This is a genomic window from Streptomyces sp. NPDC044719 (assembly GCF_056433405.1).
The window spans coordinates 183,329-204,779 of the sequence record NZ_JBWKHE010000005.1 but is presented as its reverse complement, the minus strand read 5'-3'; the positions used below and the strand labels follow the sequence as shown (position 1 = coordinate 204,779).

17 protein-coding genes are annotated in these 21,451 nt (G+C 70.8%); 12 read left to right on the top strand and 5 right to left on the bottom strand.

Annotated features, from left to right (window positions below; genetic code table 11):
- Positions 1 to 175: 175 nt before the first annotated feature.
- Both AC07DF_RS21105 and AC07DF_RS21100 read right to left on the bottom strand, forming a co-directional pair.
- Complete coding sequence (locus AC07DF_RS21105; RefSeq protein ID WP_478973286.1) at positions 176 to 1,123, bottom strand: hypothetical protein; 948 nt, start codon at positions 1,121 to 1,123, stop codon at positions 176 to 178.
- 247 nt (positions 1,124 to 1,370) lie between these two features.
- Positions 1,371 to 1,532, bottom strand: a complete 162-nt coding sequence (locus AC07DF_RS21100) for a hypothetical protein (protein ID WP_189730995.1) — start codon at positions 1,530 to 1,532, stop codon at positions 1,371 to 1,373.
- Between the two features lie 256 nt (positions 1,533 to 1,788).
- Here AC07DF_RS21100 and uvrC point away from each other — a divergent pair, with 256 nt between their 5' ends.
- The 12 genes from uvrC to pgi all read left to right on the top strand — a co-directional run bounded on the left by uvrC (position 1,789) and on the right by pgi (position 17,400).
- Positions 1,789 to 3,888, top strand: a complete 2,100-nt coding sequence (gene uvrC, locus AC07DF_RS21095) for an excinuclease ABC subunit UvrC (RefSeq protein ID WP_478973283.1) — start codon at positions 1,789 to 1,791, stop codon at positions 3,886 to 3,888.
- Positions 3,885 to 4,844, top strand: coding sequence for an RNase adapter RapZ (rapZ, locus tag AC07DF_RS21090; RefSeq protein ID WP_478973280.1), 960 nt, complete (start codon positions 3,885 to 3,887; stop codon positions 4,842 to 4,844). Before uvrC ends, rapZ begins: the two co-directional genes overlap by 4 nt.
- A complete protein-coding gene (locus tag AC07DF_RS21085) occupies positions 4,841 to 5,920 on the top strand; it encodes a gluconeogenesis factor YvcK family protein (protein ID WP_189731002.1) in 1,080 nt (359 codons plus the stop codon). The genes rapZ and AC07DF_RS21085 overlap by 4 nt, the downstream gene beginning before the upstream one ends.
- Positions 5,911 to 6,900 carry a DNA-binding protein WhiA gene (gene whiA, locus AC07DF_RS21080; RefSeq protein WP_382498783.1) on the top strand — a complete coding sequence of 330 codons (990 nt, stop codon included), beginning with the start codon at positions 5,911 to 5,913 and terminating at the stop codon, positions 6,898 to 6,900. Before AC07DF_RS21085 ends, whiA begins: the two co-directional genes overlap by 10 nt.
- Positions 6,901 to 7,052: 152 nt before the next feature.
- Positions 7,053 to 10,007, top strand: a complete 2,955-nt coding sequence (locus AC07DF_RS21075; protein WP_478973275.1) for a M14 family metallopeptidase — start codon at positions 7,053 to 7,055, stop codon at positions 10,005 to 10,007.
- Positions 10,008 to 10,257: 250 nt separating this feature from the next.
- On the top strand, positions 10,258 to 11,265 hold the full coding sequence (gap, locus tag AC07DF_RS21070; protein WP_478973271.1) for a type I glyceraldehyde-3-phosphate dehydrogenase: 1,008 nt from the start codon (positions 10,258 to 10,260) through the stop codon (positions 11,263 to 11,265).
- A gap of 142 nt (positions 11,266 to 11,407) precedes the next feature.
- A complete protein-coding gene (locus AC07DF_RS21065) occupies positions 11,408 to 12,619 on the top strand; it encodes a phosphoglycerate kinase (RefSeq protein WP_478973268.1) in 1,212 nt (403 codons plus the stop codon).
- A 5-nt stretch (positions 12,620 to 12,624) separates the two neighbouring features.
- Positions 12,625 to 13,401, top strand: coding sequence for a triose-phosphate isomerase (gene tpiA, locus AC07DF_RS21060; RefSeq protein WP_478973265.1), 777 nt, complete (start codon positions 12,625 to 12,627; stop codon positions 13,399 to 13,401).
- Between the two features lie 101 nt (positions 13,402 to 13,502).
- Positions 13,503 to 13,733: a preprotein translocase subunit SecG gene (gene secG / locus AC07DF_RS21055; protein WP_030852761.1), complete on the top strand. Its 231-nt coding sequence runs from the start codon at positions 13,503 to 13,505 to the stop codon at positions 13,731 to 13,733.
- Between the two features lie 208 nt (positions 13,734 to 13,941).
- A complete protein-coding gene (locus AC07DF_RS21050; RefSeq protein WP_003976875.1) occupies positions 13,942 to 14,277 on the top strand; it encodes an RNA polymerase-binding protein RbpA in 336 nt (111 codons plus the stop codon).
- A 135-nt stretch (positions 14,278 to 14,412) separates the two neighbouring features.
- A complete protein-coding gene (locus tag AC07DF_RS21045) occupies positions 14,413 to 15,678 on the top strand; it encodes an MFS transporter (RefSeq protein ID WP_478973263.1) in 1,266 nt (421 codons plus the stop codon).
- A 69-nt stretch (positions 15,679 to 15,747) separates the two neighbouring features.
- On the top strand, positions 15,748 to 17,400 hold the full coding sequence (pgi, locus tag AC07DF_RS21040) for a glucose-6-phosphate isomerase (RefSeq protein WP_478973260.1): 1,653 nt from the start codon (positions 15,748 to 15,750) through the stop codon (positions 17,398 to 17,400).
- Positions 17,401 to 17,646: 246 nt separating this feature from the next.
- Here the strand turns inward: pgi and AC07DF_RS21035 are convergent, their stop codons facing one another.
- From AC07DF_RS21035 to AC07DF_RS21025, 3 genes are all read right to left on the bottom strand, one after another.
- On the bottom strand, positions 17,647 to 20,073 hold the full coding sequence (locus AC07DF_RS21035; protein ID WP_478973257.1) for an ABC transporter permease: 2,427 nt from the start codon (positions 20,071 to 20,073) through the stop codon (positions 17,647 to 17,649).
- Positions 20,074 to 20,160: 87 nt separating this feature from the next.
- Positions 20,161 to 20,916 carry an ABC transporter ATP-binding protein gene (locus tag AC07DF_RS21030; protein WP_478973254.1) on the bottom strand — a complete coding sequence of 252 codons (756 nt, stop codon included), beginning with the start codon at positions 20,914 to 20,916 and terminating at the stop codon, positions 20,161 to 20,163.
- Positions 20,913 to 21,428 (bottom strand): PadR family transcriptional regulator, encoded by a 516-nt coding sequence (locus AC07DF_RS21025; protein ID WP_478973251.1) that lies wholly within the window; start codon positions 21,426 to 21,428, stop codon positions 20,913 to 20,915. Before AC07DF_RS21025 ends, AC07DF_RS21030 begins: the two co-directional genes overlap by 4 nt.
- Between the last annotated feature and the right edge of the window lie 23 nt (positions 21,429 to 21,451).

The following is a 21,451-nucleotide window of genomic DNA, read 5'->3' as shown; positions in this document are numbered from 1 at the left end:
GGTACCGGTGGTCCCGGCGGTACCGGTGGTCCCGGTTGATACCGGCGGTACCGGTGATCCGGCGGGAAACGTATCGCATCCGACGGCGGACGTAAACGATTGCGCAAACGTTTACGTCCAGGCGGGCCCGGACCCGCGACCACGGGCCGCCGGACACGGCCCGCCGTCGTGCCTCCTACTCCCAGTCCCAGCCGATCCCCAGAAACCCGGCGCGCACGCGCGGCTCGACGACGTGCACCGACCGGTGCCGTCCGCTCAGCGGCAGGTCCTGGCAGCCGCTGCGCGGCGCCGCCGCCGAGTGCTGAGCGAACCGGTGGCAGCGCACCGGGAGGGCCGCCGCGTCGAAGCACACCTGGAGTGCGTACTGGCCGCCGGGGGCGTCGAAGCCGCGGACGTACTCGCGCGACTCGTCCGCCGTCCCGTCCTCGACGCCGTAGCGGAACAGGAAGGTGTCCCCGGCCCGCAGCCGGGTGTCGAAGAGCAGCTCGGCGGCGAACAAGCCGGTGTCGCGATGCCAACGAACGCGTCCCGTACGGCAGTTCTCCAGGGCGTGCACCCTCATGCGCTCGGGCACGGCTCCCCGGTCGCCGTGGTGGACGGCGACGAAGCGGTCGACGCCGTCCCGGTGGGCGCGCACGATGTGGTGCGACTCGCGCTCGGCCAGCTCGCGCCGCGCCCCGATGCGCAGCCGCTCGTGATGCCCGAGGGTGTGCAAGCCCCCGTCGGGCGGGCAGCCCAGCTCGGCCAGCAACTGGTCGAGGACTCCGGAGGCCTCGACCAGGGAGCGATAGGACCGGGCCGCGGACCGCTGCCCGGCCGGGCCGGCGTCGGACTCGGCGAGCAGCCTGATCAGCGACTCCTCGGGCAGTTCCAGGATCTCTTCCAGCGCGCGGACGGCTCGAAGCGACTCGGGGCGCTGCGGACGCCTGGCCCCCTGCTGCCAGTAACTCAGGCTCGTGACACCGACCTTCACGCCGTGGCGGGACAGGTGGTGCTGCACGCGTTGCAGCGGCAGCCCGCGGGCTGCGATCGCCGCACGCAGGGCGACGTGGAAGGGGCCGCCTCGCAGGGCCGAGTCCAGGTCAGCGGTGGCGACGTCCGCGTGCTGTGTGGCGTGCGGCATGCAGGGGCCTCTCTGTGAGTCGGCAACGGCTGGTCAGACCGTTCGCACTGGCCGCCCGGGGCCGTCCTGCCGGCGCACGGCAGGTCTTCACATCCGTACGTCGTCGTTCAGGGTCCCGAGTTCCACCGCATTGAAGCGTGTTGACCTGGTCCCGACAACACCTGATGCCGGACAGTGATGTACACCCGGCCGGACATGCGAACGCCCGGGGCGTACACCCCGGGCGTTCGCGGCAGACGGTGAGTTTCTAGGAGCGGTCGCTTCCGCCCTGTTCCTCGAGGGCGAGACGCTTGGCCCGCACTATGTCGGGGTCGCGCGGGTCCAGGGCGTCGCGCAGAGCGAACGCCTCGTCCGCGTACCGGCGGGCACGGACCGTCCGCCGGGTTTTCTCGATCCGCATCTGCTTCATCTGCGCAGCCCTCCGACCCGTGGCCCGCCCGCTCCGCGTGGGAAGCGGCCGGTCCGCACTGACAACCTGTGCCTGCACCGACACGGCCCTCGTCCGCCGGACGCCGCCGTGTCCCCGTGGGAAGCCTGCATTCCCGCTACCGGCCCGCCGTAATCCCCGCGGCGGGACATGCCGTTGGAAACTGCCACCCGCCTGGCCCGTGATCGTGTCCCGCGCTCCCGTCGGACTGTCGGTGCTCGCCAGTAGGGTGTGAGACATGGCCGACCCCTCCAGCTACCGCCCCAAACCGGGTGAGATCCCCGATACGCCGGGGGTCTACAGGTTCCGTGACGAGCACCGCCGGGTGATCTACGTCGGAAAGGCGAAGAGCCTGCGCCAGCGCCTGGCGAACTACTTCCAGGACGTGGCGGGAATGCACCCGCGCACCCGGACCATGGTCACCACGGCCGCGTCGGTGGAGTGGACGGTGGTGTCCACAGAGGTCGAGGCGCTCCAGCTGGAGTACTCCTGGATCAAGGAGTACGACCCCCGGTTCAACGTCAAGTACCGCGACGACAAGAGCTACCCGTACCTCGCGGTGACGATGAACGAGGAGTACCCGCGCGTGCAGGTGATGCGCGGTCACAAGAAGAAGGGCGTCCGCTACTTCGGGCCGTACGCGCACGCGTGGGCGATCCGCGACACGGTCGACCTGCTCCTGCGCGTCTTCCCCGTGCGCACGTGCTCGGCCGGTGTCTTCAAGAACGCCGCCCGCACCGGCCGCCCCTGTCTCCTCGGCTACATCGGCAAGTGCTCGGCCCCCTGCGTGGACCGGGTCTCCGCCGAGGAGCACCGCGAACTGGCGGATGAGTTCTGCGACTTCATGACCGGCCGGACGAACACGTACATCCGCCGGCTGGAGAAGCAGATGGTGGAAGCGGCCGACGAGATGGAGTACGAGCGGGCGGCCCGGCTGCGCGACGACATCGAGGCCCTGAAGAAGGCCATGGAGAAGAACGCGGTCGTGCTCGCGGACGCGACCGACGCCGACCTGATCGCCGTCGCCGAGGACGAGCTGGAGGCGGCCGTCCAGATCTTCCATGTGCGCGGCGGACGCGTGCGCGGCCAGCGCGGCTGGGTCACCGACAAGGTGGAGGAGATCACCACCGGCGCCCTCGTGGAGCACGCCCTGCAGCAGCTGTACGGCGAGGAGACCGGCGACGCCGTCCCCAAGGAGGTCCTCGTCCCGGCCCTGCCCGACCCCCTTGAGCCCGTCCAGGAGTGGCTCACCGGGCGGCGCGGCTCGATCGTCTCCCTGCGCGTCCCGCAGCGCGGCGACAAGAAGGCCCTCATGGAGACGGTGCAGCGCAACGCGCAGCAGGCGCTCGTCCTGCACAAGACCAAGCGCGCCTCCGACCTGACCACGCGCTCGCGTGCCCTGGAGGAGATCGCCGACGCCCTCGACCTGGACAGCGCCCCGCTCAGGGTCGAGTGCTACGACATCTCCCACCTCCAGGGCGACGACGTCGTGGCGTCCATGGTCGTCTTCGAGGACGGCCTGGCCCGCAAGAGCGAGTACCGGCGCTTCCAGATCAAGGGCTTCGCCGGGCAGGACGACGTCCGCTCCATGCACGAGGTGATCACCCGCCGCTTCCGGCGCTACCTCGCCGAGAAGGAGAAGACGGGCGAGTGGACCGACGGCGAGAACGCCGAGACCCCTGCGATCGACAGCAACGGCGAGATCGTCGGGACCGGCCCCACCGAGGACGACGGCCGCCCCAAGAAGTTCGCCTACCCGCCCCAGCTCGTGGTCGTCGACGGCGGCGCACCCCAGGTCGCGGCCGCCCGGCGGGCACTGGACGAGCTCGGTATCGACGACATCGCCGTGTGCGGCCTCGCCAAGCGCCTGGAGGAGGTCTGGCTGCCCGGCGACGACGACCCGGTGGTCCTGCCCCGCACCAGCGAGGGCCTGTACCTGCTCCAGCGGGTCCGTGACGAGGCCCACCGCTTCGCGATCACCTACCAGCGCGCCAAGCGCGCCAAGCGCTTCCGCTCCAGCCCCCTGGACGACGTGCCGGGACTGGGGGACACGCGCAAGCAGGCACTCCTGAAACACTTCGGTTCGTTGAAGAAACTGCGATCTGCCACCATCGACCAGATCTGCGAGGTTCCCGGCATAGGCCGCAAGACCGCGGAGACCATCGCGGCGGCCCTCGCCCAGGCGGCCCCGGCCGCACCCGCCGTCAACACGGCGACTGGAGAGATCATGGAAGAGGAACCCGGCACGGAAGCCGGCCCGGAACCCGGCACCATGGGTTCCAGTGGGGAGCCCGTGACGATGGGCGCCCCGGACGAACGACGGGGGCAGGAGACATGAATGTGAACGAGCACGACGGGCAAGAACAGCAAGCCGGAGACGGAGCACAGGTGAGCACGGGCACGCCCAACGACAAGGCCCCGGTCCCGGACGCGGCCATCCCCGAGCTGGTGATCATCTCCGGCATGTCCGGGGCCGGCCGCTCGACGGCCGCGAAGTGCCTGGAGGACCTCGGCTGGTTCGTCGTCGACAACCTGCCGCCCGCGCTGATCCCCACCATGGTGGAGCTCGGCGCCCGCTCCCAGGGCAACGTGGCCCGGATCGCCGTCGTCGTCGACGTCCGCGGCCGCCGCTTCTTCGACAACCTCCGCGAGTCCCTCGCCGACCTGGAGGCGAAGAACGTCACCCGGAGGATCGTCTTCCTGGAGTCCTCCGACGACGCCCTGGTGCGCCGCTTCGAGTCGGTCCGCCGCCCGCACCCCCTCCAGGGCGACGGCCGGATCGTCGACGGCATCGACGCCGAGCGCGAGCTGCTGCGCGAGCTGCGCGGCGACGCCGACCTGGTGATCGACACCTCCAGCCTGAACGTGCACGAGCTGCGCGCCAAGATGGACGCCCAGTTCGCGGGCGAGGAGGAGCCGGAGCTGCGGGCCACGGTGATGTCCTTCGGCTACAAGTACGGCCTGCCGGTCGACGCCGACCTGGTCGTCGACTGCCGCTTCCTGCCGAACCCGCACTGGGTCCCGGAGCTGCGCCCGTACACCGGCCTCAACGAAGAGGTCTCCGGGTACGTCTTCAACCAGCCCGGTGCCAAGGAGTTCCTCGACCGCTACACGGAGCTCCTCCAGCTCGTCGCCACCGGCTACCGCCGTGAGGGCAAGCGCTATGTGACCATCGCCGTGGGCTGCACGGGCGGCAAGCACCGCTCGGTCGCCATGTCGGAGAAGCTCGCCGCCCGGCTCGCCTCCGAGGGCGTGGAGACGGTGGTCGTACACCGGGACATGGGACGCGAATGACACGACGTACTCCGCGGCTGAGCCGGCTGCGCCGGGTGGTGCCCGACGGCTCCACCGACGCACGGGCCGGCCGGCCCGCCGAGGCCCGGGGCGGCAGACCCCGCCGCCGGGGCACCCAGCCCAAGGTCGTCGCCCTCGGTGGCGGCATGGGCCTGTCCGCCTCACTGGCCGCACTGCGCCGCATCACCGGCGACCTCACCGCCGTCGTCACCGTGGCCGACGACGGCGGCTCCAGCGGCCGGCTCCGCGACGAGCTGGGCGTGCTGCCGCCCGGCGACCTGCGCAAGGCGCTGGCCGCGCTGTGCGGTGACGACGACTGGGGCCAGACCTGGGCCAGGGTCATCCAGCACCGCTTCCAGTCCCAGGGCGACCTGCACGAGCACGCGGTCGGCAACCTGCTGATCGTCGCCCTCTGGGAGCAGCTCGGCGACCATGTGCAGGCCCTCGACCTGGTCGGACGCCTGCTCGGCGCCCAGGGGCGCGTGCTGCCCATGTCCGCCGTCCCGCTGGAGCTCCAGGCACTGGTCAAGGGCCACGACCCGGAGCGCCCCGAGGAGGTCGACACGGTCCGCGGCCAGGCCACCGTCGCCCTCACCCCGGGCGAGGTGCAGTCCGTGCACGTCGTGCCGCACGACCCGCCCGCCGTGCCCGAGGCGGTCGAGGCCGTCCTGGACGCGGACTGGGTGGTGCTCGGCCCCGGCTCCTGGTTCTCCTCGGTCATCCCGCACCTGCTCGTGCCGGAGCTGCTGGACGCGCTCACGCAGACGAAGGCACGCCGGGTACTCTCCCTGAACCTCGCCCCGCAGCCCGGAGAAACCGAGGGCTTCTCCCCGCAGCGTCATTTGGAGGTTTTGGGACGACACGCCCCTAAACTCGCCCTGGACGTGGTGCTGGCCGACGAGGCCGCCGTGCCCGACCGTGACTCCCTGACCGACGCCGCCAAGCGGTTCGGGGCCGCGGTCGAGCTGGCGCCTGTGGCCAGGCCCGACGGGACCCCGAGGCACGACCCGGAGCTGTTGGCCGCCGCGTACGACCGTATTTTTCGGATGCATGGAAGGATCGGCCCATGGCGATGACGGCAGCGGTGAAGGACGAGATCTCCCGGCTCCCCGTCACCCGGACCTGCTGCAGAAAGGCGGAGGTCTCCGCCATGCTGCGGTTCGCCGGCGGCCTCCACCTGGTGAGCGGTCGGATCGTGATCGAGGCGGAGCTGGACACCGCGATGGCGGCCCGCCGACTGAAGCGGGACATTCTGGAGATCTTCGGCCACAGCTCCGAACTGATCGTGATGGCACCCGGCGGGCTGCGCCGCGGTTCCCGCTACGTCGTGCGCGTCATCGCGGGCGGGGACCAGCTGGCCCGCCAGACCGGCCTGGTCGACGGGCGCGGCCGCCCGATCCGCGGCCTGCCCCCGCAGGTGGTCTCGGGGGCCACCTGCGACGCCGAGGCCGCCTGGCGTGGCGCGTTCTTGGCGCACGGCTCGCTCACCGAGCCCGGCCGCTCCTCCTCCCTGGAGGTGACTTGCCCGGGCCCCGAGGCCGCGCTCGCGCTGGTCGGCGCCGCCCGACGTCTGTCGATCGGGGCCAAGGCGCGTGAGGTGCGCGGCGTGGACCGGGTCGTCGTCCGCGACGGTGACGCCATCGGTGCCCTGCTGACCCGGCTCGGTGCCCATGAGTCGGTGCTGGCCTGGGAGGAGCGCCGGATGCGCCGCGAGGTGCGGGCCACGGCGAACCGGCTCGCCAACTTCGACGACGCCAACCTCCGTCGCTCGGCCCGCGCGGCCGTCGCCGCCGGTGCCCGCGTGCAGCGCGCCCTGGAGATCCTCGCCGACGACGTGCCCGAGCACCTCGCCGCCGCCGGCAGGCTGCGCATGGAGCACAAGCAGGCCTCCCTGGAGGAGCTGGGCGCGCTCGCCGACCCGCCGCTGACCAAGGACGCCGTCGCCGGCCGGATCCGGCGCCTGCTGGCCATGGCCGACAAGCGCGCCTCCGACCTCGGCATCCCGGGCACGGAGTCCAACCTCGCGGACGACCTCGCCGACAACCTCGTCGGCTGACCTCACAGGCCGTCAATCAGCCGGTGTCCGGCGCCCACTTGGGTGGTCGGCACCGGCTTTCGCGTGTCGTTCAGGCACTCTTGACTCGATCATGGACTGTCATGAGCCTGGCATCTGTTCGCTGCTGTGGCGGACCCACGCTAGGGGGGTTCATGAGACGAAGAGCGAGATCGATCCTCGCTGTCGGCGCGCTCCTGATCGGCGGAGCGAGCATCGCACCCATCGCCCAGGCACAACCGGGAAGTTCAGCCCCGTCCGACGCGGACGAAGTCAAGGTCTTCCGGGCCGAGGTCACCCAGAAGCAGGTACCCCTGCTGCTGGCCGCCGGCCAGGACGGCCACGAACTCGGCGAGCAGGTGCCCGAGAAGGGCACGGGCACCGTCGAGGTCTACCTCACCGACCAGCAGGCGAAGAAGCTCCGCAAGCAGGGCGTAGACCTCACCGAGCACAACGTCTCCGCGGGGGCCGAGAACCGCGTCAAGAACGCCGCCGAGGGCGTGTTCCGCCCGTACAGCGGAGGGGGCGGTCTGAAGGAGGAGATCCTCCGCACCGCGCAGCAGCACCCCGGCATCACCAAGGTCGTCTCCATCGGCAAGACGGTGGGTGGCCAGGACATCCTCGCCCTGAAGCTCACCAAGAACGCGAAGAAGACGAAGGACGGCTCCAAGCCCTCCGTCCTCTACATGTCCAACCAGCACGCGCGCGAGTGGATCACGCCGGAGATGACCCGGCGTCTGATGCACCATTACCTGGACACGTACAAGACGGACAAGCGCGTCAAGAAGATCGTCGACTCCACCGAGCTGTGGTTCCTCCTGTCGGCCAACCCCGACGGCTACGACCACACCTTCAAGAGCGACGACAACCGCATGTGGCGCAAGAACCTGCGGGACGTCAACGGCGACGGCGTCATCAGCACCGGCGACGGCGTCGACCTCAACCGCAACTTCGCCTACAAGTGGGGCTACGACGACGAGGGTTCGTCCCCCAACCCCACCAGCGAGACCTACCGCGGCGCGGGCCCGGCCTCCGAGCCGGAGACCAAGGCCCTGGACGCCTTCCAGAAGCGGATCGGCTTCACGTACGGCATCAACTACCACTCCGCCGCCGAACTCATCCTCTACGGAGTCGGCTGGCAGGTGGCGACCGAAACCCCGGACGACGTCCTGTACAAGGCGCTCGCCGGCACGCCCGAGAACCCGGCGGTCCCCGGCTACCACCCGCAGGTCTCCTCCGAGCTGTACACGACGAACGGCGAGGCCGACGGCCACGCGGCGAACGTCAACGGCCTGGCGATGTTCACCCCCGAGATGTCGACCTGCGCGACGGCCTCGAACGTCGACCCGAACGACGAGTGGAAGGCGTCCGACTGCCGGTCCGTCTTCACCTTCCCGGACGACGAGAAGCTGATCCAGCAGGAGTTCGCGAAGAACGTCCCGTTCGCGCTCTCCGTCGCCGAGTCGGCCGCCCACCCCGACCGGCCGTCCTCCTCGGTCGGCATGAGCGCCGCCGACTTCACCCCGGCCGCCTTCTCCACGTCGTACTCGCGCGGCGCCGACCAGGAGATCTCCGTCGTCGCACGCAAGTCCGTGCGCGACAAGGAACTCAGGTACCGCGTCAACGGCGGCCGCACCGAGGACATGGCGCTCAGGCCCTGGCAGGGCGGCGAGACGTACGGCGGTGAGGACAACCTCTACTTCGACGAGTACCGGGCGAAGGTCAAGGACGGCGACCCGGGCGACAAGGTCGAGGTGTGGTTCACCGGGGAGACGAAGAACGGGAAGCCGGTCTCCAGCAAGCGCTTCACCTACACCGTGGCCGAGATCCCCAGGGCGAACACCCTCGTGGTCGCCGAGGAAGGCGCCACCGCCACGCAGGCGCGGAGCTACGTCGACGCGCTCAGGGCCAACGGCCGCAAGGCCGTCGTCTGGGACGTCGCCAAGCAGGGCGCGCCCGACGCGCTCGGCGTGCTGAGCCACTACGACACCGTCGTCCACTACACGGGCGCGGGCACACCGGGCGTCGCCACCCAGCTCCAACTGCGGGCCTTCCTCAACGAGGGCGGCAGGCTGATCGAGGCGGGCGAGCAGGCCGGCGGCAGTGTCGACCTGGGCGGCGGCACCCTGTCGAACGACTTCAGTCAGTACTACCTGGGTGCCTACAGCCGCACCTCCACCCCCGGGGCGACCGGCTTCACCGGCTCCGGCAGCCTGGGCGGCTTCACGGGCACGCTCGCCGGTGCCCCCGGCAACCCGCTGGACAAGGCGGGCACCTACGCGGTCACCTCCGGCGAACTGCCCGCCGGCACGTACCCGCAGTTCGCGAGCGAGGGCGCGGGACAGTTCGCCGGCACGGTGAACCCGTACGGCCCGTACGCGGGCTCTTCCATGGCGGCGGCCGTCCACACCAACGACGGCTACAAGCGCCTCACCCGCACCGTGGACCTCACCGGCACCACGGCCGCCGACAAGCCCACGCTGCGCACCCAGTTGCTGTGGGACACCGAGCCCGGCTACGACCACGTCCTGGTCGAGGCCCACACCACCGGCGCCGACGACTGGACGACCCTGCCCGAGGCGGGCGGCGCCACCAAGGCCACCGTGCCGGAGGAGTGCGCGGCCGGCTATTACGTCAATAAGCACCCCTGGCTGAAGCGCTACCTCACCCTGACCGACGCCGGCTGCACCGCAACCGGCAGTTCCGGCCAGTGGCACAGCCTCACCGGCGCCTCCAGCGGCTGGCAGCAGGTGAACTTCGACCTGAGCGCCTACGCCGGCAAGACGGTCGAGCTGTCGATCAGCTACGTCACCGACCCGGGCACCGGCGGACGCGGCGTCCTCGCCGACGACGCCTCGCTCGTCATCGGCGGCACGGCGAAGGAGACCGAGGGCTTCGAGACCTCGCTCGGCGCCTGGAAGGTGGCCGGCCCGCCCGCGGGCAGCCCCGCGGTCCTCAAGGACTGGGCGCGCACCGGGGCGCTGTTCCAGACCTTCGGCGCGGTCACCACGGACGACACCGTGCTGCTGGGCTTCGGCCTGGAACACGTCGCCGCGGCGGCCGACCGGACGGCACTGATGAGGAAGGCGCTCGCCTCCCTGGACGGGTGATCCCTCTTCCCTGAGAGGGTGACGTCCCTGGTCAACAGGGGCACGCTCCGTGTAGCGAATTCGAGTGATCTTGCTCTCAGCGGTGGGCGGTCCGTACCCCTACTGGCGGGTACGGACCGCCCTGCCGTGTATGGGGCATCTGGATGTCACCACCTGGGGCTCAGGGAGGTAGGGTCGTAGGCGGTCGGGGACATCCCAAACAGAGCTCGCCGGCTCTTCATGGCCGGCGTACCAACGAGGAGATCGGTTCGTGACGATCCGCGTAGGCATCAACGGCTTCGGCCGCATCGGTCGTAACTACTTCCGCGCGCTGCTGGAGCAGGGTGCAGACATCGAGATCGTGGCTGTCAACGACCTGGGTGACACCGCGACCACCGCTCACCTGCTGAAGTACGACACCATCCTGGGCCGCCTGAAGCAGGAGGTCACACACACCGCCGACACGATCACCGTCGACGGCAAGACCATCAAGGTCCTCTCCGAGCGCAACCCCGCCGACATCCCGTGGGGCGAGCTGGGCGTGGACATCGTCATCGAGTCCACCGGCATCTTCACCAAGAAGGAAGACGCCGGGAAGCACCTGACCGGCGGTGCCAAGAAGGTCCTCATCTCGGCTCCGGCCAAGGACGAGGACATCACCATCGTGATGGGCGTCAACCAGGACAAGTACGACCCGGCGAACCATCACGTCATCTCCAACGCCTCCTGCACCACCAACTGTGTGGCGCCGATGGCCAAGGTCCTCGACGAGAACTTCGGCATCGTCAAGGGCCTGATGACGACGGTGCACGCGTACACCAACGACCAGCGCATCCTTGACTTCCCGCACAAGGACCTGCGTCGCGCGCGTGCCGCCGCCGAGAACATCATTCCGACCACGACCGGTGCCGCCAAGGCCACGGCGCTGGTCCTGCCCCAGCTGAAGGGCAAGCTGGACGGCATCGCCATGCGTGTCCCGGTCCCGACCGGCTCGGTCACCGACCTCGTTCTGGAGCTCGGCCGCGAGGTCACCAAGGAAGAGGTCAACGCCGCCTTCCAGAAGGCCGCCGAGGGCGAGCTCAAGGGTCTCCTCGAGTACACCGAGGACCCGATCGTGTCCTCCGACATCGTCAACGCCCCGGCGTCCTGCACCTTCGACTCCTCCCTGACCATGGTCCAGGAGGGCAAGAACGTGAAGGTCATCGGCTGGTACGACAACGAGTGGGGCTACTCCAACCGCCTCGTCGACCTTACGGTCTTCGTCGGCAACCAGCTCTGATCAACCGAGCAGGCACGACCATGTGAGAGCAGGGCTCGGGCAGCGCGAGGACGCGCTGCCCGAGCCCTGACGCACGTACAGATCAGAGCTGTTCGATCACGAGCGCTTACGAGCGATCACGAGCTCTTTCAGGAGTCCCCTCATGAAGACGATCGACGAACTCCTCGCCGAAGGAGTCGCGGGCAAGCGGGCTTTCGTCCGCGCGGACCTGAACGTGCCGCTGGACGGTACGACGATCACCGACGACGGCCGTATCCGCGCCGTGCTGCCCACGGTCAAGGCCCTCGCCGAGGCGGGCGCCCGCGTGGTCGTAGCCTCCCACCTGGGCCGCCCCAAGGGCGCCCCGGACCCGGCCTTCTCCCTCGCCCCCGCCGCCGCGCGCCTCGGTGAGCTCCTCGGCGCCGACGTGGCCTTCGCGGCCGACACGGTCGGCGAGTCCGCCCAGGCCACGGTCGCCGCCCTGACCGACGGCCAGGTCGCGGTCATCGAGAACCTGCGCTTCAACGCCGGCGAGACGAGCAAGGACGACGCCGAGCGCGGCGCCTTCGCCGACCGGCTCGCCGCCCTCGCGGACGTCTACGTCGGCGACGGTTTCGGCGCGGTGCACCGCAAGCACGCCTCCGTGTACGACCTCCCGGCCCGGCTGCCGCACGCCGCCGGCTACCTCATCGCCAACGAGGTCGCCGTGCTGAAGAAGCTCACGGAGGACGTCAAGCGGCCGTACGTCGTCGCTCTCGGCGGGGCCAAGGTCTCCGACAAGCTCGCCGTCATCGACCAGCTGCTCGGCAAGGCCGACCGGATCCTCATCGGCGGCGGCATGGCCTACACCTTCCTCAAGGCCAAGGGCTATGAGATCGGCACCTCCCTCGTACAGGAGGACCAGATCCCGGCCGTCAAGGAGTACATCGAGCGCGCCGAGAAGACCGGCGTCGAGCTGGTCCTGCCGGTGGACATCCTCGCCGGGACCGAGTTCCCGGACCTGAAGACCAAGGCCCCGGCCAACCCCACGACCGTCGCCGCGGACGCCATCCCGGCCGACCGGATGGGCCTCGACAACGGGCCCGAGACCTGCAAGCTGTACGCATCCAAGCTCGCCGACGCCGCCACCGTCTTCTGGAACGGCCCCATGGGCGTCTTCGAGCACCCCGACTACGCCGAGGGCACCAAGGCGGTCGCCCAGGCACTCGTCGAATCCAAGGGCTTCACCGTGGTCGGCGGTGGCGACTCCGCCGCCGCCGTGCGCACCCTGGGCTTCGACGAGACGGCATTCGGCCACATCTCGACCGGTGGCGGCGCCTCCCTCGAATACCTCGAGGGCAAGACGCTCCCCGGCCTCGCCGCACTGGAGGACTGACCCACATGACCGCGCGCACGCCGCTGATGGCGGGCAACTGGAAGATGAACCTCAACCACCTCGAGGCCATCGCCCACGTCCAGAAGCTCGCCTTCGCCCTGGCCGACAAGGACTACGAGGCCGTCGAGGTCGCCGTCCTGCCGCCCTTCACCGACCTGCGCTCCGTGCAGACCCTGGTCGACGGCGACAAGCTCAAGATCAAGTACGGCGCCCAGGACATCTCGGCGCACGACGGCGGTGCCTTCACCGGCGAGATCTCCGGCCCGATGCTGGCCAAGCTGAAGTGCTCGTACGTCGCGATCGGCCACAGCGAGCGGCGCCAGTACCACGCTGAGACCGACGAGCTGGTGAACGCCAAGGTCAAGGCCGCCTACAAGCACGGCCTGACCCCCATCCTGTGCGTCGGTGAGGAGTTGGAGGTCCGCGAGGCGGGCAACCACGTCTCCCACACCCTCGCCCAGGTCGAGGGCGGTCTCAAGGACCTCCCCGCCGAGCAGGCCGAGACCATCGTGATCGCCTACGAGCCCGTCTGGGCCATCGGCACCGGCAAGGTCTGCGGAGCCGGGGACGCCCAGGAGGTCTGCGCGGCGATCCGCGGCAAGATCGCCGAGCTGTACTCGCAGGACCTGGCCGACAAGGTCCGGATCCAGTACGGCGGCTCGGTCAAGGCGGGCAACGTCGCCGAGATCATGGCCCAGGCCGACATCGACGGCGCCCTGGTCGGCGGCGCCTCGCTGGACGCCGACGAGTTCGTCAAGATCGTGCGGTTCCGCGACCAGTGAGTATGCGGTAGCGGCGTAACGTCGTACCCTTGCGGGGTCCAGCCTTGTGCTGGGCCCCGCGTCGTCCGTCAGAATCCGAGGAAGTTGGTCCAGCCGTGGTTATGGGGTTCTCGATCGCCCTGATCGTCTTCAGCCTGCTGCTGATGCTGCTGGTGCTGATGCACAAGGGGAAGGGCGGCGGCCTCTCCGACATGTTCGGTGGCGGCATGCAGTCCTCCGTCGGCGGCTCCTCGGTCGCCGAGCGCAACCTCGACCGGATCACCGTCGTGGTCGGTCTGGCCTGGTTCGCGTGCATTGTCGTGCTCGGCATCCTGATGAAGGTGAACAACTGACCGAGACGCAATCCGCACGGAACTCGTACGCAAGGCCCCATGTTCGGTACGCGCAGCAGAGCGCGGCCTATCATGGGGCTTGCGTCTTCGTGTGAGGGTTGTAACTCCAATCACTGGACGCGCGTTGGGCCTTACGTAGACTGAGGCGCTCGCAGCGAAGCGGAACGCCGACTCGCTTCGCGGCACCATCACGCAGGGAGTTACGACCGTGGCAAGTGGCAACGCGATCCGGGGAAGCCGGGTCGGGGCGGGGCCGATGGGCGAGGCCGAGCGCGGCGAGTCCGCGCCGCGGCTGCGCATCTCCTTCTGGTGCTCCAACGGACACGAGACCCAGCCGAGCTTCGCCAGCGACGCGCAGGTGCCCGAAACCTGGGACTGTCCCCGCTGCGGATTCCCGGCCGGCCAGGACCGGGACAACCCCCCGGACCCGCCGCGCACCGAGCCCTACAAGACGCACCTGGCGTATGTGCGGGAGCGGCGCAGCGATGCGGACGGCGAGGCGATCCTCGCCGAGGCGCTCGCCAAACTGCGGGGCGAGATCTAGGAATTGAGACCGGCCGGGCACCAGCAGGTGCCCGGCCGGAGCTGGTTTCCGAGGCCTGCCGAGACCCGGTCGCGGACCCGTTGTCAGTGGTGCCCTCTACGGTTTGTGCATCGGGCGAACCGTGTAGGGGGAACAGTGGCGACGGTCGAGGTGGGGAGCGTGCGCGCGCCCGTGTGGCGCGGGGGTTTCGGACGGCTGTGGAGCGCTGCCGTGCTGTCCAGCTTCGGCGACGCGCTGCGTACGGCCGCGCTGCCCCTGCTGGCCGTCACACTGACCGACGAGCCGCTGCTCATCGCCTCCGTCACGGCCTGCGGCTATCTGCCCTGGATCGTCTTCGGACTGCTCGGCGGAGCGGTCGCCGACCGCGTCGACCAGCGGCGCGCCATGTGGATGGCGGACGCGTTACGCGGCCTGCTGGTCGCCGCCTTCGCCGTGGCCGTCGCGCTCGGCCACGCCTCGATCGGCCTGCTCATCGTGCTGGCCGTGGCGCTCACCACCCTCCAGACGCTCTTCGACAACGCCGCGACCGCGCTGCTGCCCGCCCTGGTCGACCGGGACGCGCTGGGCAGTGCCAACGCCCGGCTGATGACCGGCCAGCGCATCGCCGGCGGCCTGCTGGGCGGACCGGTCGTGCCGCTGCTGCTGGCGGCGGGGGCCGCCGTGCCCTTCGCGGCCGACGCGGTGACCTTCCTGGTGGCCGCCGCGCTGATCGCCACACTGCCGGCCGAGACCGACCGCAAGCCGAGACCGGCGGGCAGCACCCTGCGCGGCGAGATCGCGCAAGGGCTGCGCACCCTGTGGCGCGACCGCGCCCTGCGCAGCCTGTGCGCCGCCTCCGCCCTGTGCAACATCGGCATGGGCACCCTGCTCGCCCTGCTGGTGGTCCTCGTCACCGACTGGCTGGACGCGGGCCCCGCGGGCTACGCGGCGACAGGCACCGCCTTCACTCTGGGCAGCCTGGCCGGGGGAGTGGTGAACGGCCGGCTCGTGGCGCGGATCGGCCGGCTGCGCTCGGTGCTGCTCGCCGGTTCGGTGCAGACCGCGGCCCTCGTCGTCATGGGCACCGTGCGCAGTCTGACCGTGCTGGTGGGGATGCTGGTCGTCTTCGGACTCATGGGCATGGTGTGGAACGTCAACACGACGACCCTGATGCAGGAGCGCAGTCCCGCCGAGTTGCTGGGCCGGGTCAGCTCGGCCTTCCGCACCCTGGCCTTCGCCGGCGTACCCCTCGGTGCCCTGCTGGGCGGAGCCGTCGCCACCGCCTGGGGCCCGAACACCCCGCCCTTGCTCACCGCCGCCTTCTTCCTCCTGGCCGTCATCGCGCTGATACCCACACTCAACGCGAACGTATCTGTTGTTGAACCGGACGACGGTGCCACGACCACCGATGCCACGCGCTGATCAATTAGGTTGGGACCGGCAGCGGGGCAAGGTACGCAGGCAGGACAGGAAAGAAGGCTGAAGTCCGAGATGAACGCAGACGGCCGTACCAGGCTCAACCAGACGCCCGAGTGGACGGCACTGGCCAAGCACCGCGAAGAGCTGGGCGAGGTCCGGCTGCGCGAGCTGTTCGCCGCCGAGCCCGGCCGCGGCACCGCGTACGCCCTCCGGGTCGGTGACCTGTACGTCGACTACTCCAAGCACCTGGTCACCGACGACACCCTGCGACTGCTGCGAGAACTGGCCGCCGCCACCGACGTCTTCGGGCTCCGGGACGCCATGTACCGCGGGGAGAAGATCAACAACACCGAGAACCGGTCCGTGCTGCACACCGCGCTGCGGGCGCCGCGGGACGCGGTGATCGAGGTCGACGGCGAGAACGTGGTGCCGGGTGTGCACGCCGTGCTCGACAGGATGGCCGGCTTCGCCGACCGCGTCCGTTCCGGGGAGTGGACCGGGCACACGGGCAAGCGCATCCGCAACGTCGTCAACATCGGCATCGGCGGCTCCGACCTGGGCCCCGCGATGGCGTTCGAGGTGCTGCGCGCCTACACGGACCGCTCCATGACGTTCCGCTTCGTGTCGAACGTGGACGGCGCCGACCTGCACGAGGCGGTCAGGGACCTGGACCCGGCGGAGACGCTGTTCGTCGTCGCCTCCAAGACGTTCACCACGATCGAGACGGTCACCAACGCCACGTCCGCCCGTGGCTGGCTGCTGGAGGCGCTCGGTGACGAGGCCGCCGTCGCCAAGCACTTCGTCGCCCTGTCGACGAACGCCGAGAAGGTCGCCGGGTTCGGCATCGACACGGCCAACATGTTCGAGTTCTGGGACTGGGTCGGCGGGCGCTACTCGTACGACTCCGCGATCGGCCTGTCCCTGATGATCGCCATCGGCCCGGACCGCTTCCGGGAGATGCTCGACGGCTTCCGCATCGTCGACGAGCACTTCCGCACCGCGCCCGCCGAGTCCAATGTGCCGTTGCTGCTGGGCCTGCTGGGCATCTGGTACGGCAACTTCCATGACGCCCAGTCGCACGCGGTGCTGCCGTACAGCCACTACCTGTCGAAGTTCACGGCCTACCTCCAGCAGCTCGACATGGAGTCCAACGGCAAGTCGGTGGACCGCGAGGGCCGTGGCGTCCAGTGGCAGACGGGCCCGGTGGTGTGGGGCACGCCCGGCACCAACGGGCAGCACGCCTACTACCAGCTCATCCACCAGGGCACCAAGCTGATCCCGGCGGACTTCATCGGCTTCGCGCGGCCGGTCGCCGAGCTGAGCGAGGAGCTCAAGGCGCAGCATGATCTGCTGATGGCCAACTTCTTCGCCCAGACGCAGGCGCTCGCCTTCGGCAAGACGCCGCAGGAGGTGCGGGCCGAGGGTGTGCCGGAGGAACTGGTGCCGCACAAGACGTTCCAGGGCAACCACCCGACGACCACGATCCTGGCGCCCGAGCTGACGCCGTCGGTCCTCGGCCAGCTGGTCGCCCTCTACGAGCACAAGGTGTTCGTGCAGGGCGCGGTGTGGAACATCGACTCCTTCGACCAGTGGGGTGTCGAGCTCGGCAAGGTCCTGGCCAAGCGCGTCGAGCCCGCGCTGACCGAGGGCGCCGAGGTCGAGGGCCTGGACGCGTCCACCGAGGCGCTGGTCGCGACGTACCGGGAGCTGCGCGGCAGGGAGTGAGGGATTCCGGGCAGTGGGCGCGGACGGCGGGGTGCCGTCCGCGCCCCGTGGACTCCCGGGCGATCATGACGGCGAGTGCTCGGGGGAGCGCGACATGGCACGCACAGGCGGGGGTTGGACAGGCGGCACGCTGACGGCCCGGTCCCTTCTGAAGCACGCGCCCAACCCACAGCCGCATTACAACCCGCAGTTCCCTTGCCGGGGCTGAGCACCGGGTTGCAGCGCCGGGGTCGACCACCGAGGTCGTCAGGCCACCGCGCTCAGCGTGTCCGCCAGCCGCCGCCGTGCGGCCCGGGCCGCGGGCAGGGCGGCCAGGGCGGCAGCGCAGAGCACCGCCGCCGCCCCCAGCAGCAGCATGAGCAGGGCCGAGGGGCTCTGCGCGATCCCCGCGCCGATTCCGCTCGATCTGCCCTGGGCGTCGATCAGCCAGTGGGCGAGCGGCAGGCCCAGGGCGGTGGCGGCGAGCACGGCCGCCAGGGCCGTACAGCCGATGGCCGTGACCGTGATCGCCGTGATCTGGCGGGGGGACAGGCCGATGGCCTTCAGCGCCAGCAGGTCCCGTTCGCCCTCGCGGACGGCGCCGCCGATCGCGGTCAGCAGCTCGATGAGCCCGATGAGGGCGAGCACGGCGATCAGCCCGGTGACGACGGCCCGCAGCGGGGAGAGCCCGTCGGCGGGGTTGGCCACGGTGTGCACGTCCAGATGACCGCGCCCGGCCGTGGCGAGCCGGTCGGCGACCTCCCCCGGGTCGGCGCCGGGATCCAGGCGCAGCTCGTAGAGGGTCGGGCGGAGCCCGGGGTCGTTCGCGCGGAGGGTGTCGAGGGACGTGGAGATGACCCGGCCGGCGTTCTCCGGCTCGATGCTGCGGCCCACGATGTGCAGGATCTGCGGCTGGTCGCCGACGGTCATGCGGACCCAGTCACCGACGCGCACGTCCAGCAGGTCGAGCAGCCCCTGCCCGGCCACCGCCTCGTCGGCGCCGCGGGCGTCACGGCCCTCGGCGAGGGTGTACGGGTAGGGGTCCTGCCGGGTGCCGAGGCCGCGCAGGGCGATGGTCGCCGTCTGGCCCGGGACCAGGGCGGCCGTCTCGACGCCGGGGTAGGCGGCGGCGACCTGCGGGTCGCGTTCCAGGAGGGTGCGGGTCTGCCGTTCGCTCAGACCGCTGTCGGCGCGGACGCTGAGCGTGGTGGGCAGACCGATCTGCTCCGGCTCGCTGTGGAAGCGGTCGATGGTGGTCCACGCGCTCATCGCCACGACGATCAGCAGCAGCGGCAGGGTGAGCCGGGCGACCGTGGCGAGGGAGCGGGGGCGGCGGGTGAACGCGTTGTGCCAGCCGAGCACCAGCGCGGGCGGAATCCGCATGCCGAGCGCCCGGCGGGCCGTGCCGGAGAGCTGTCCGGTCCGTGGAGCCGCGGGCGGGAGCCTGAGGACGCGGCGTACGCCGCTCGTCGGCCGCCCGCCCGGCGAAGCGGAAGCCGGCCGCCTTCCCCGGCCGGCGTCCCGCGTCCCGCGGCTCCGGTCCGTCGCCCCGGACAGCCGCCCGCCCAGCGCCGCCGCGGGCCGTGGCACCGGCACCGGCGGCACCTGTCCCGCCCGCCACGCGGCCAGGCCGGTGGTCGCGCCGATGAACAGCACCGCGCCCACCGGGATGACGACCAGCGCCACGGTGTGCCCGGGAAGGCCCTGCCACACACCGACCGCGTCCCCGAGCCGGCCGGGGATCCGGCTGCCCAGGGCCTCGGCGAGCGCGGCGGCGGCCACGGCGCCCAGCAGGGCGTAGGCGAGGTGCTGGAGCAGGAAGACGCGGACCACCTGCCCCGGGGTGAAGCCGATCGCCTTCAGTACGGAGAGGTCCCGCAGGTGGCCGCGGATACGGGTGCTGATCGCCCCGTGCACGGCGAGCCCGGCGGCGACCAGCGCGCCCAGCCCGAACAGGCCCAGCACCTGGCCGAGGAGCCGGTTGTCGCCCTGGGCCTCGGCGCGCGCCTGCTGCCAGGTGGACACCTCGCCGATCGCCCCGGCTCCCAGCACGGTCACGGCACGCTGCACGATGTAGGAGGTGTCGTCGGGGTCCGTCAGCCGCAGCCCGATCACCTGACCGCCGGGATCCGGCACGGCCGGCGGCAGGGCCCACACCAGGCCCGGCTGCTCACCGGGCCGGTAGCGCGGCTCGGCGCTGTCGGCGACCCCGACGACGGTCAGCTCGCGGGCGGTGCCGGGCACGCCGATGGTGTCGCCGGGCTCGGCCAGCAGGGCGCGGGCCAGGCGGCTCTCCAGGACCACACCGTTCGGTGTCGCGGGGTCGAGCCAGTGGCCGGAGACGATCGGCGGGCGGCCGACGGAGGGGCGTTCCGGGATGCCGCGCAGTTCCACGGCGGCGCGGCTGCCCCGTGAGGAGACCGTGGTGTCGGCGGTGGGATAGGGCCCGGCGACGGAGTCGACGCCGTCCAGGCCGGTCAGTTTCCCGGTGTCGGCGGCGGTGTCGGTGTGCAGCCACACATGCGCCCCGTGCGACTGCGTGAACACGCGCTGCCAGGGATTGGTCGCGTACCCGAACAGGGCCGTGGCCAGCAGCAGTGAGGCGACGATGCCCGCGGTGGCGAGGACGAGGAACAGCGCCTCGCCGCGGTGCGTGCGCAGATCGGAGTGCGCCCAGCGCAGGGTGGCTCGCACGGGCCTCAGCCTCTCGGCCCGGGCGTCGGGAGGCCGGGCACCCGGCCTTTCGGCCCACTCGTGGGGCAGCCGTCGTACACCCGCATGTCAGTCCTTCAGTTCCAGCACACCGGAGATGCCGGAGCGGCGCGGGGGTGTGCCGCCGTCGAGTTCCGCGTCGTCGGCGATCCGGCCGTCGAAGAAGCTGATCACCCGGTCCGCTGCGCTGGCCAGCCGTGCGTCATGGGTGACCAGGAGGATCGTCTGGCCGCGCTGGTGGAAGCGGGACAGCAGCCGCATCACCTCGCGGGTGCCCTTGCTGTCGAGGCTGCCGGCCGGTTCGTCGGCCAGCAGCAGCGGGGGATGGTTGACCAGGGCCCGGGCCAGGGCGACCCGCTGCTGCTCACCGCCGGACAGCTCGCCCGGCATGCTGCGCTCCTTGCCCGTCAGGCCCAGCTCGGTCAGCAGTGCCTCACGCTCGGTGCGCGCCTGCTTCGGCGAGCTCCCGGCGAGCAGGGCGGGCAGCTCCACGTTGTCGGCGACGGACAGGTTGGACACGAGGTTGAAGAACTGGAAGACGATCCCGATCCGCTTCCGGCGCTCCACCGCCCAGCGGGCCTCGCCGTAGGTGTCGGTGGACTCGCCGTCGAGCCAGAGCCGGCCCGCGTCCGGCCGCTGGAGACCGCCGAGCAGATGCAGCAGCGTCGACTTCCCGGCGCCGGACGGGCCGGTGATCGCCACGAATTCGCCCTGCCGTACGCACAGGTCCACCCCGCGCACGGCATGGGCGGGCGCGCCCTCGCCGTGGTGGGTCTTCACCAGCCCCTCGGCGCGCAGCACAGGAGCGGGACGGTCGTCGCTCACTCCAGCTCCTCCAGCTCTTCCTGGCACCGCTCCAGCCAGTCGAGATCGGCCTGCAAGTGCAGCATCGCACCCTCTATCAGCAGATGCGCGATGCGGTTGTCGCGGTTTTCGGTGGCGGCCAGCTTCGACAGCTGCCGCATGGTGTTCAGATACTGGCGCCGCTGGTGGTTGATCAGGGAGATCTGGTCGGCGAGCCCGGTCTGCGGAGCGAGCGCCAGCTTCATGAAGAAGTCGTCCCGCACCCGCGGCTCGTCCTCGGGCTCCTCGAACCAGACCCGCAGCGCCTCCCGCCCGGCGTCGGTGAGGTGGTAGACCTTTTTATTGGGCCGGCTGGACTGCGCCACGTCCTCGCCCTCGATCAGTCCCGACTTCTCGAGGCGGCCGAGGGTCACATAGATCTGGCCGACATTCGGCTGAGGGTACGCGGAGCCCAGCAGTTGCTCAAGGTCCTGCTTGAGCTCGTAGCCATGGGCGGGGCCGCGGGCGAGGAGTGCCAGGAGGTGCAGGCGCACGCGTGCAGTCCTCCTGTCCGGTC

What these genes read in the sequence shown, in the direction of transcription:
- AC07DF_RS21100 (WP_189730995.1), bottom strand. Translation starts at nt 1,532, where the DNA reads ATGAAGCAGATGCGGATCGAGAAAACCCGGCGGACGGTCCGTGCCCGC.
- AC07DF_RS21085 (WP_189731002.1), top strand. Translation starts at nt 4,841, where the DNA reads ATGACACGACGTACTCCGCGGCTGAGCCGGCTGCGCCGGGTGGTGCCC.
- AC07DF_RS21105 (WP_478973286.1), bottom strand. Translation starts at nt 1,123, where the DNA reads ATGCCGCACGCCACACAGCACGCGGACGTCGCCACCGCTGACCTGGAC.
- tpiA (WP_478973265.1), top strand. Translation starts at nt 12,625, where the DNA reads ATGACCGCGCGCACGCCGCTGATGGCGGGCAACTGGAAGATGAACCTC.
- pgi (WP_478973260.1), top strand. Translation starts at nt 15,748, where the DNA reads ATGAACGCAGACGGCCGTACCAGGCTCAACCAGACGCCCGAGTGGACG.
- rapZ (WP_478973280.1), top strand. Translation starts at nt 3,885, where the DNA reads ATGAATGTGAACGAGCACGACGGGCAAGAACAGCAAGCCGGAGACGGA.
- AC07DF_RS21065 (WP_478973268.1), top strand. Translation starts at nt 11,408, where the DNA reads ATGAAGACGATCGACGAACTCCTCGCCGAAGGAGTCGCGGGCAAGCGG.
- whiA (WP_382498783.1), top strand. Translation starts at nt 5,911, where the DNA reads ATGGCGATGACGGCAGCGGTGAAGGACGAGATCTCCCGGCTCCCCGTC.
- secG (WP_030852761.1), top strand. Translation starts at nt 13,503, where the DNA reads ATGGGGTTCTCGATCGCCCTGATCGTCTTCAGCCTGCTGCTGATGCTG.
- uvrC (WP_478973283.1), top strand. Translation starts at nt 1,789, where the DNA reads ATGGCCGACCCCTCCAGCTACCGCCCCAAACCGGGTGAGATCCCCGAT.
- AC07DF_RS21075 (WP_478973275.1), top strand. Translation starts at nt 7,053, where the DNA reads ATGAGACGAAGAGCGAGATCGATCCTCGCTGTCGGCGCGCTCCTGATC.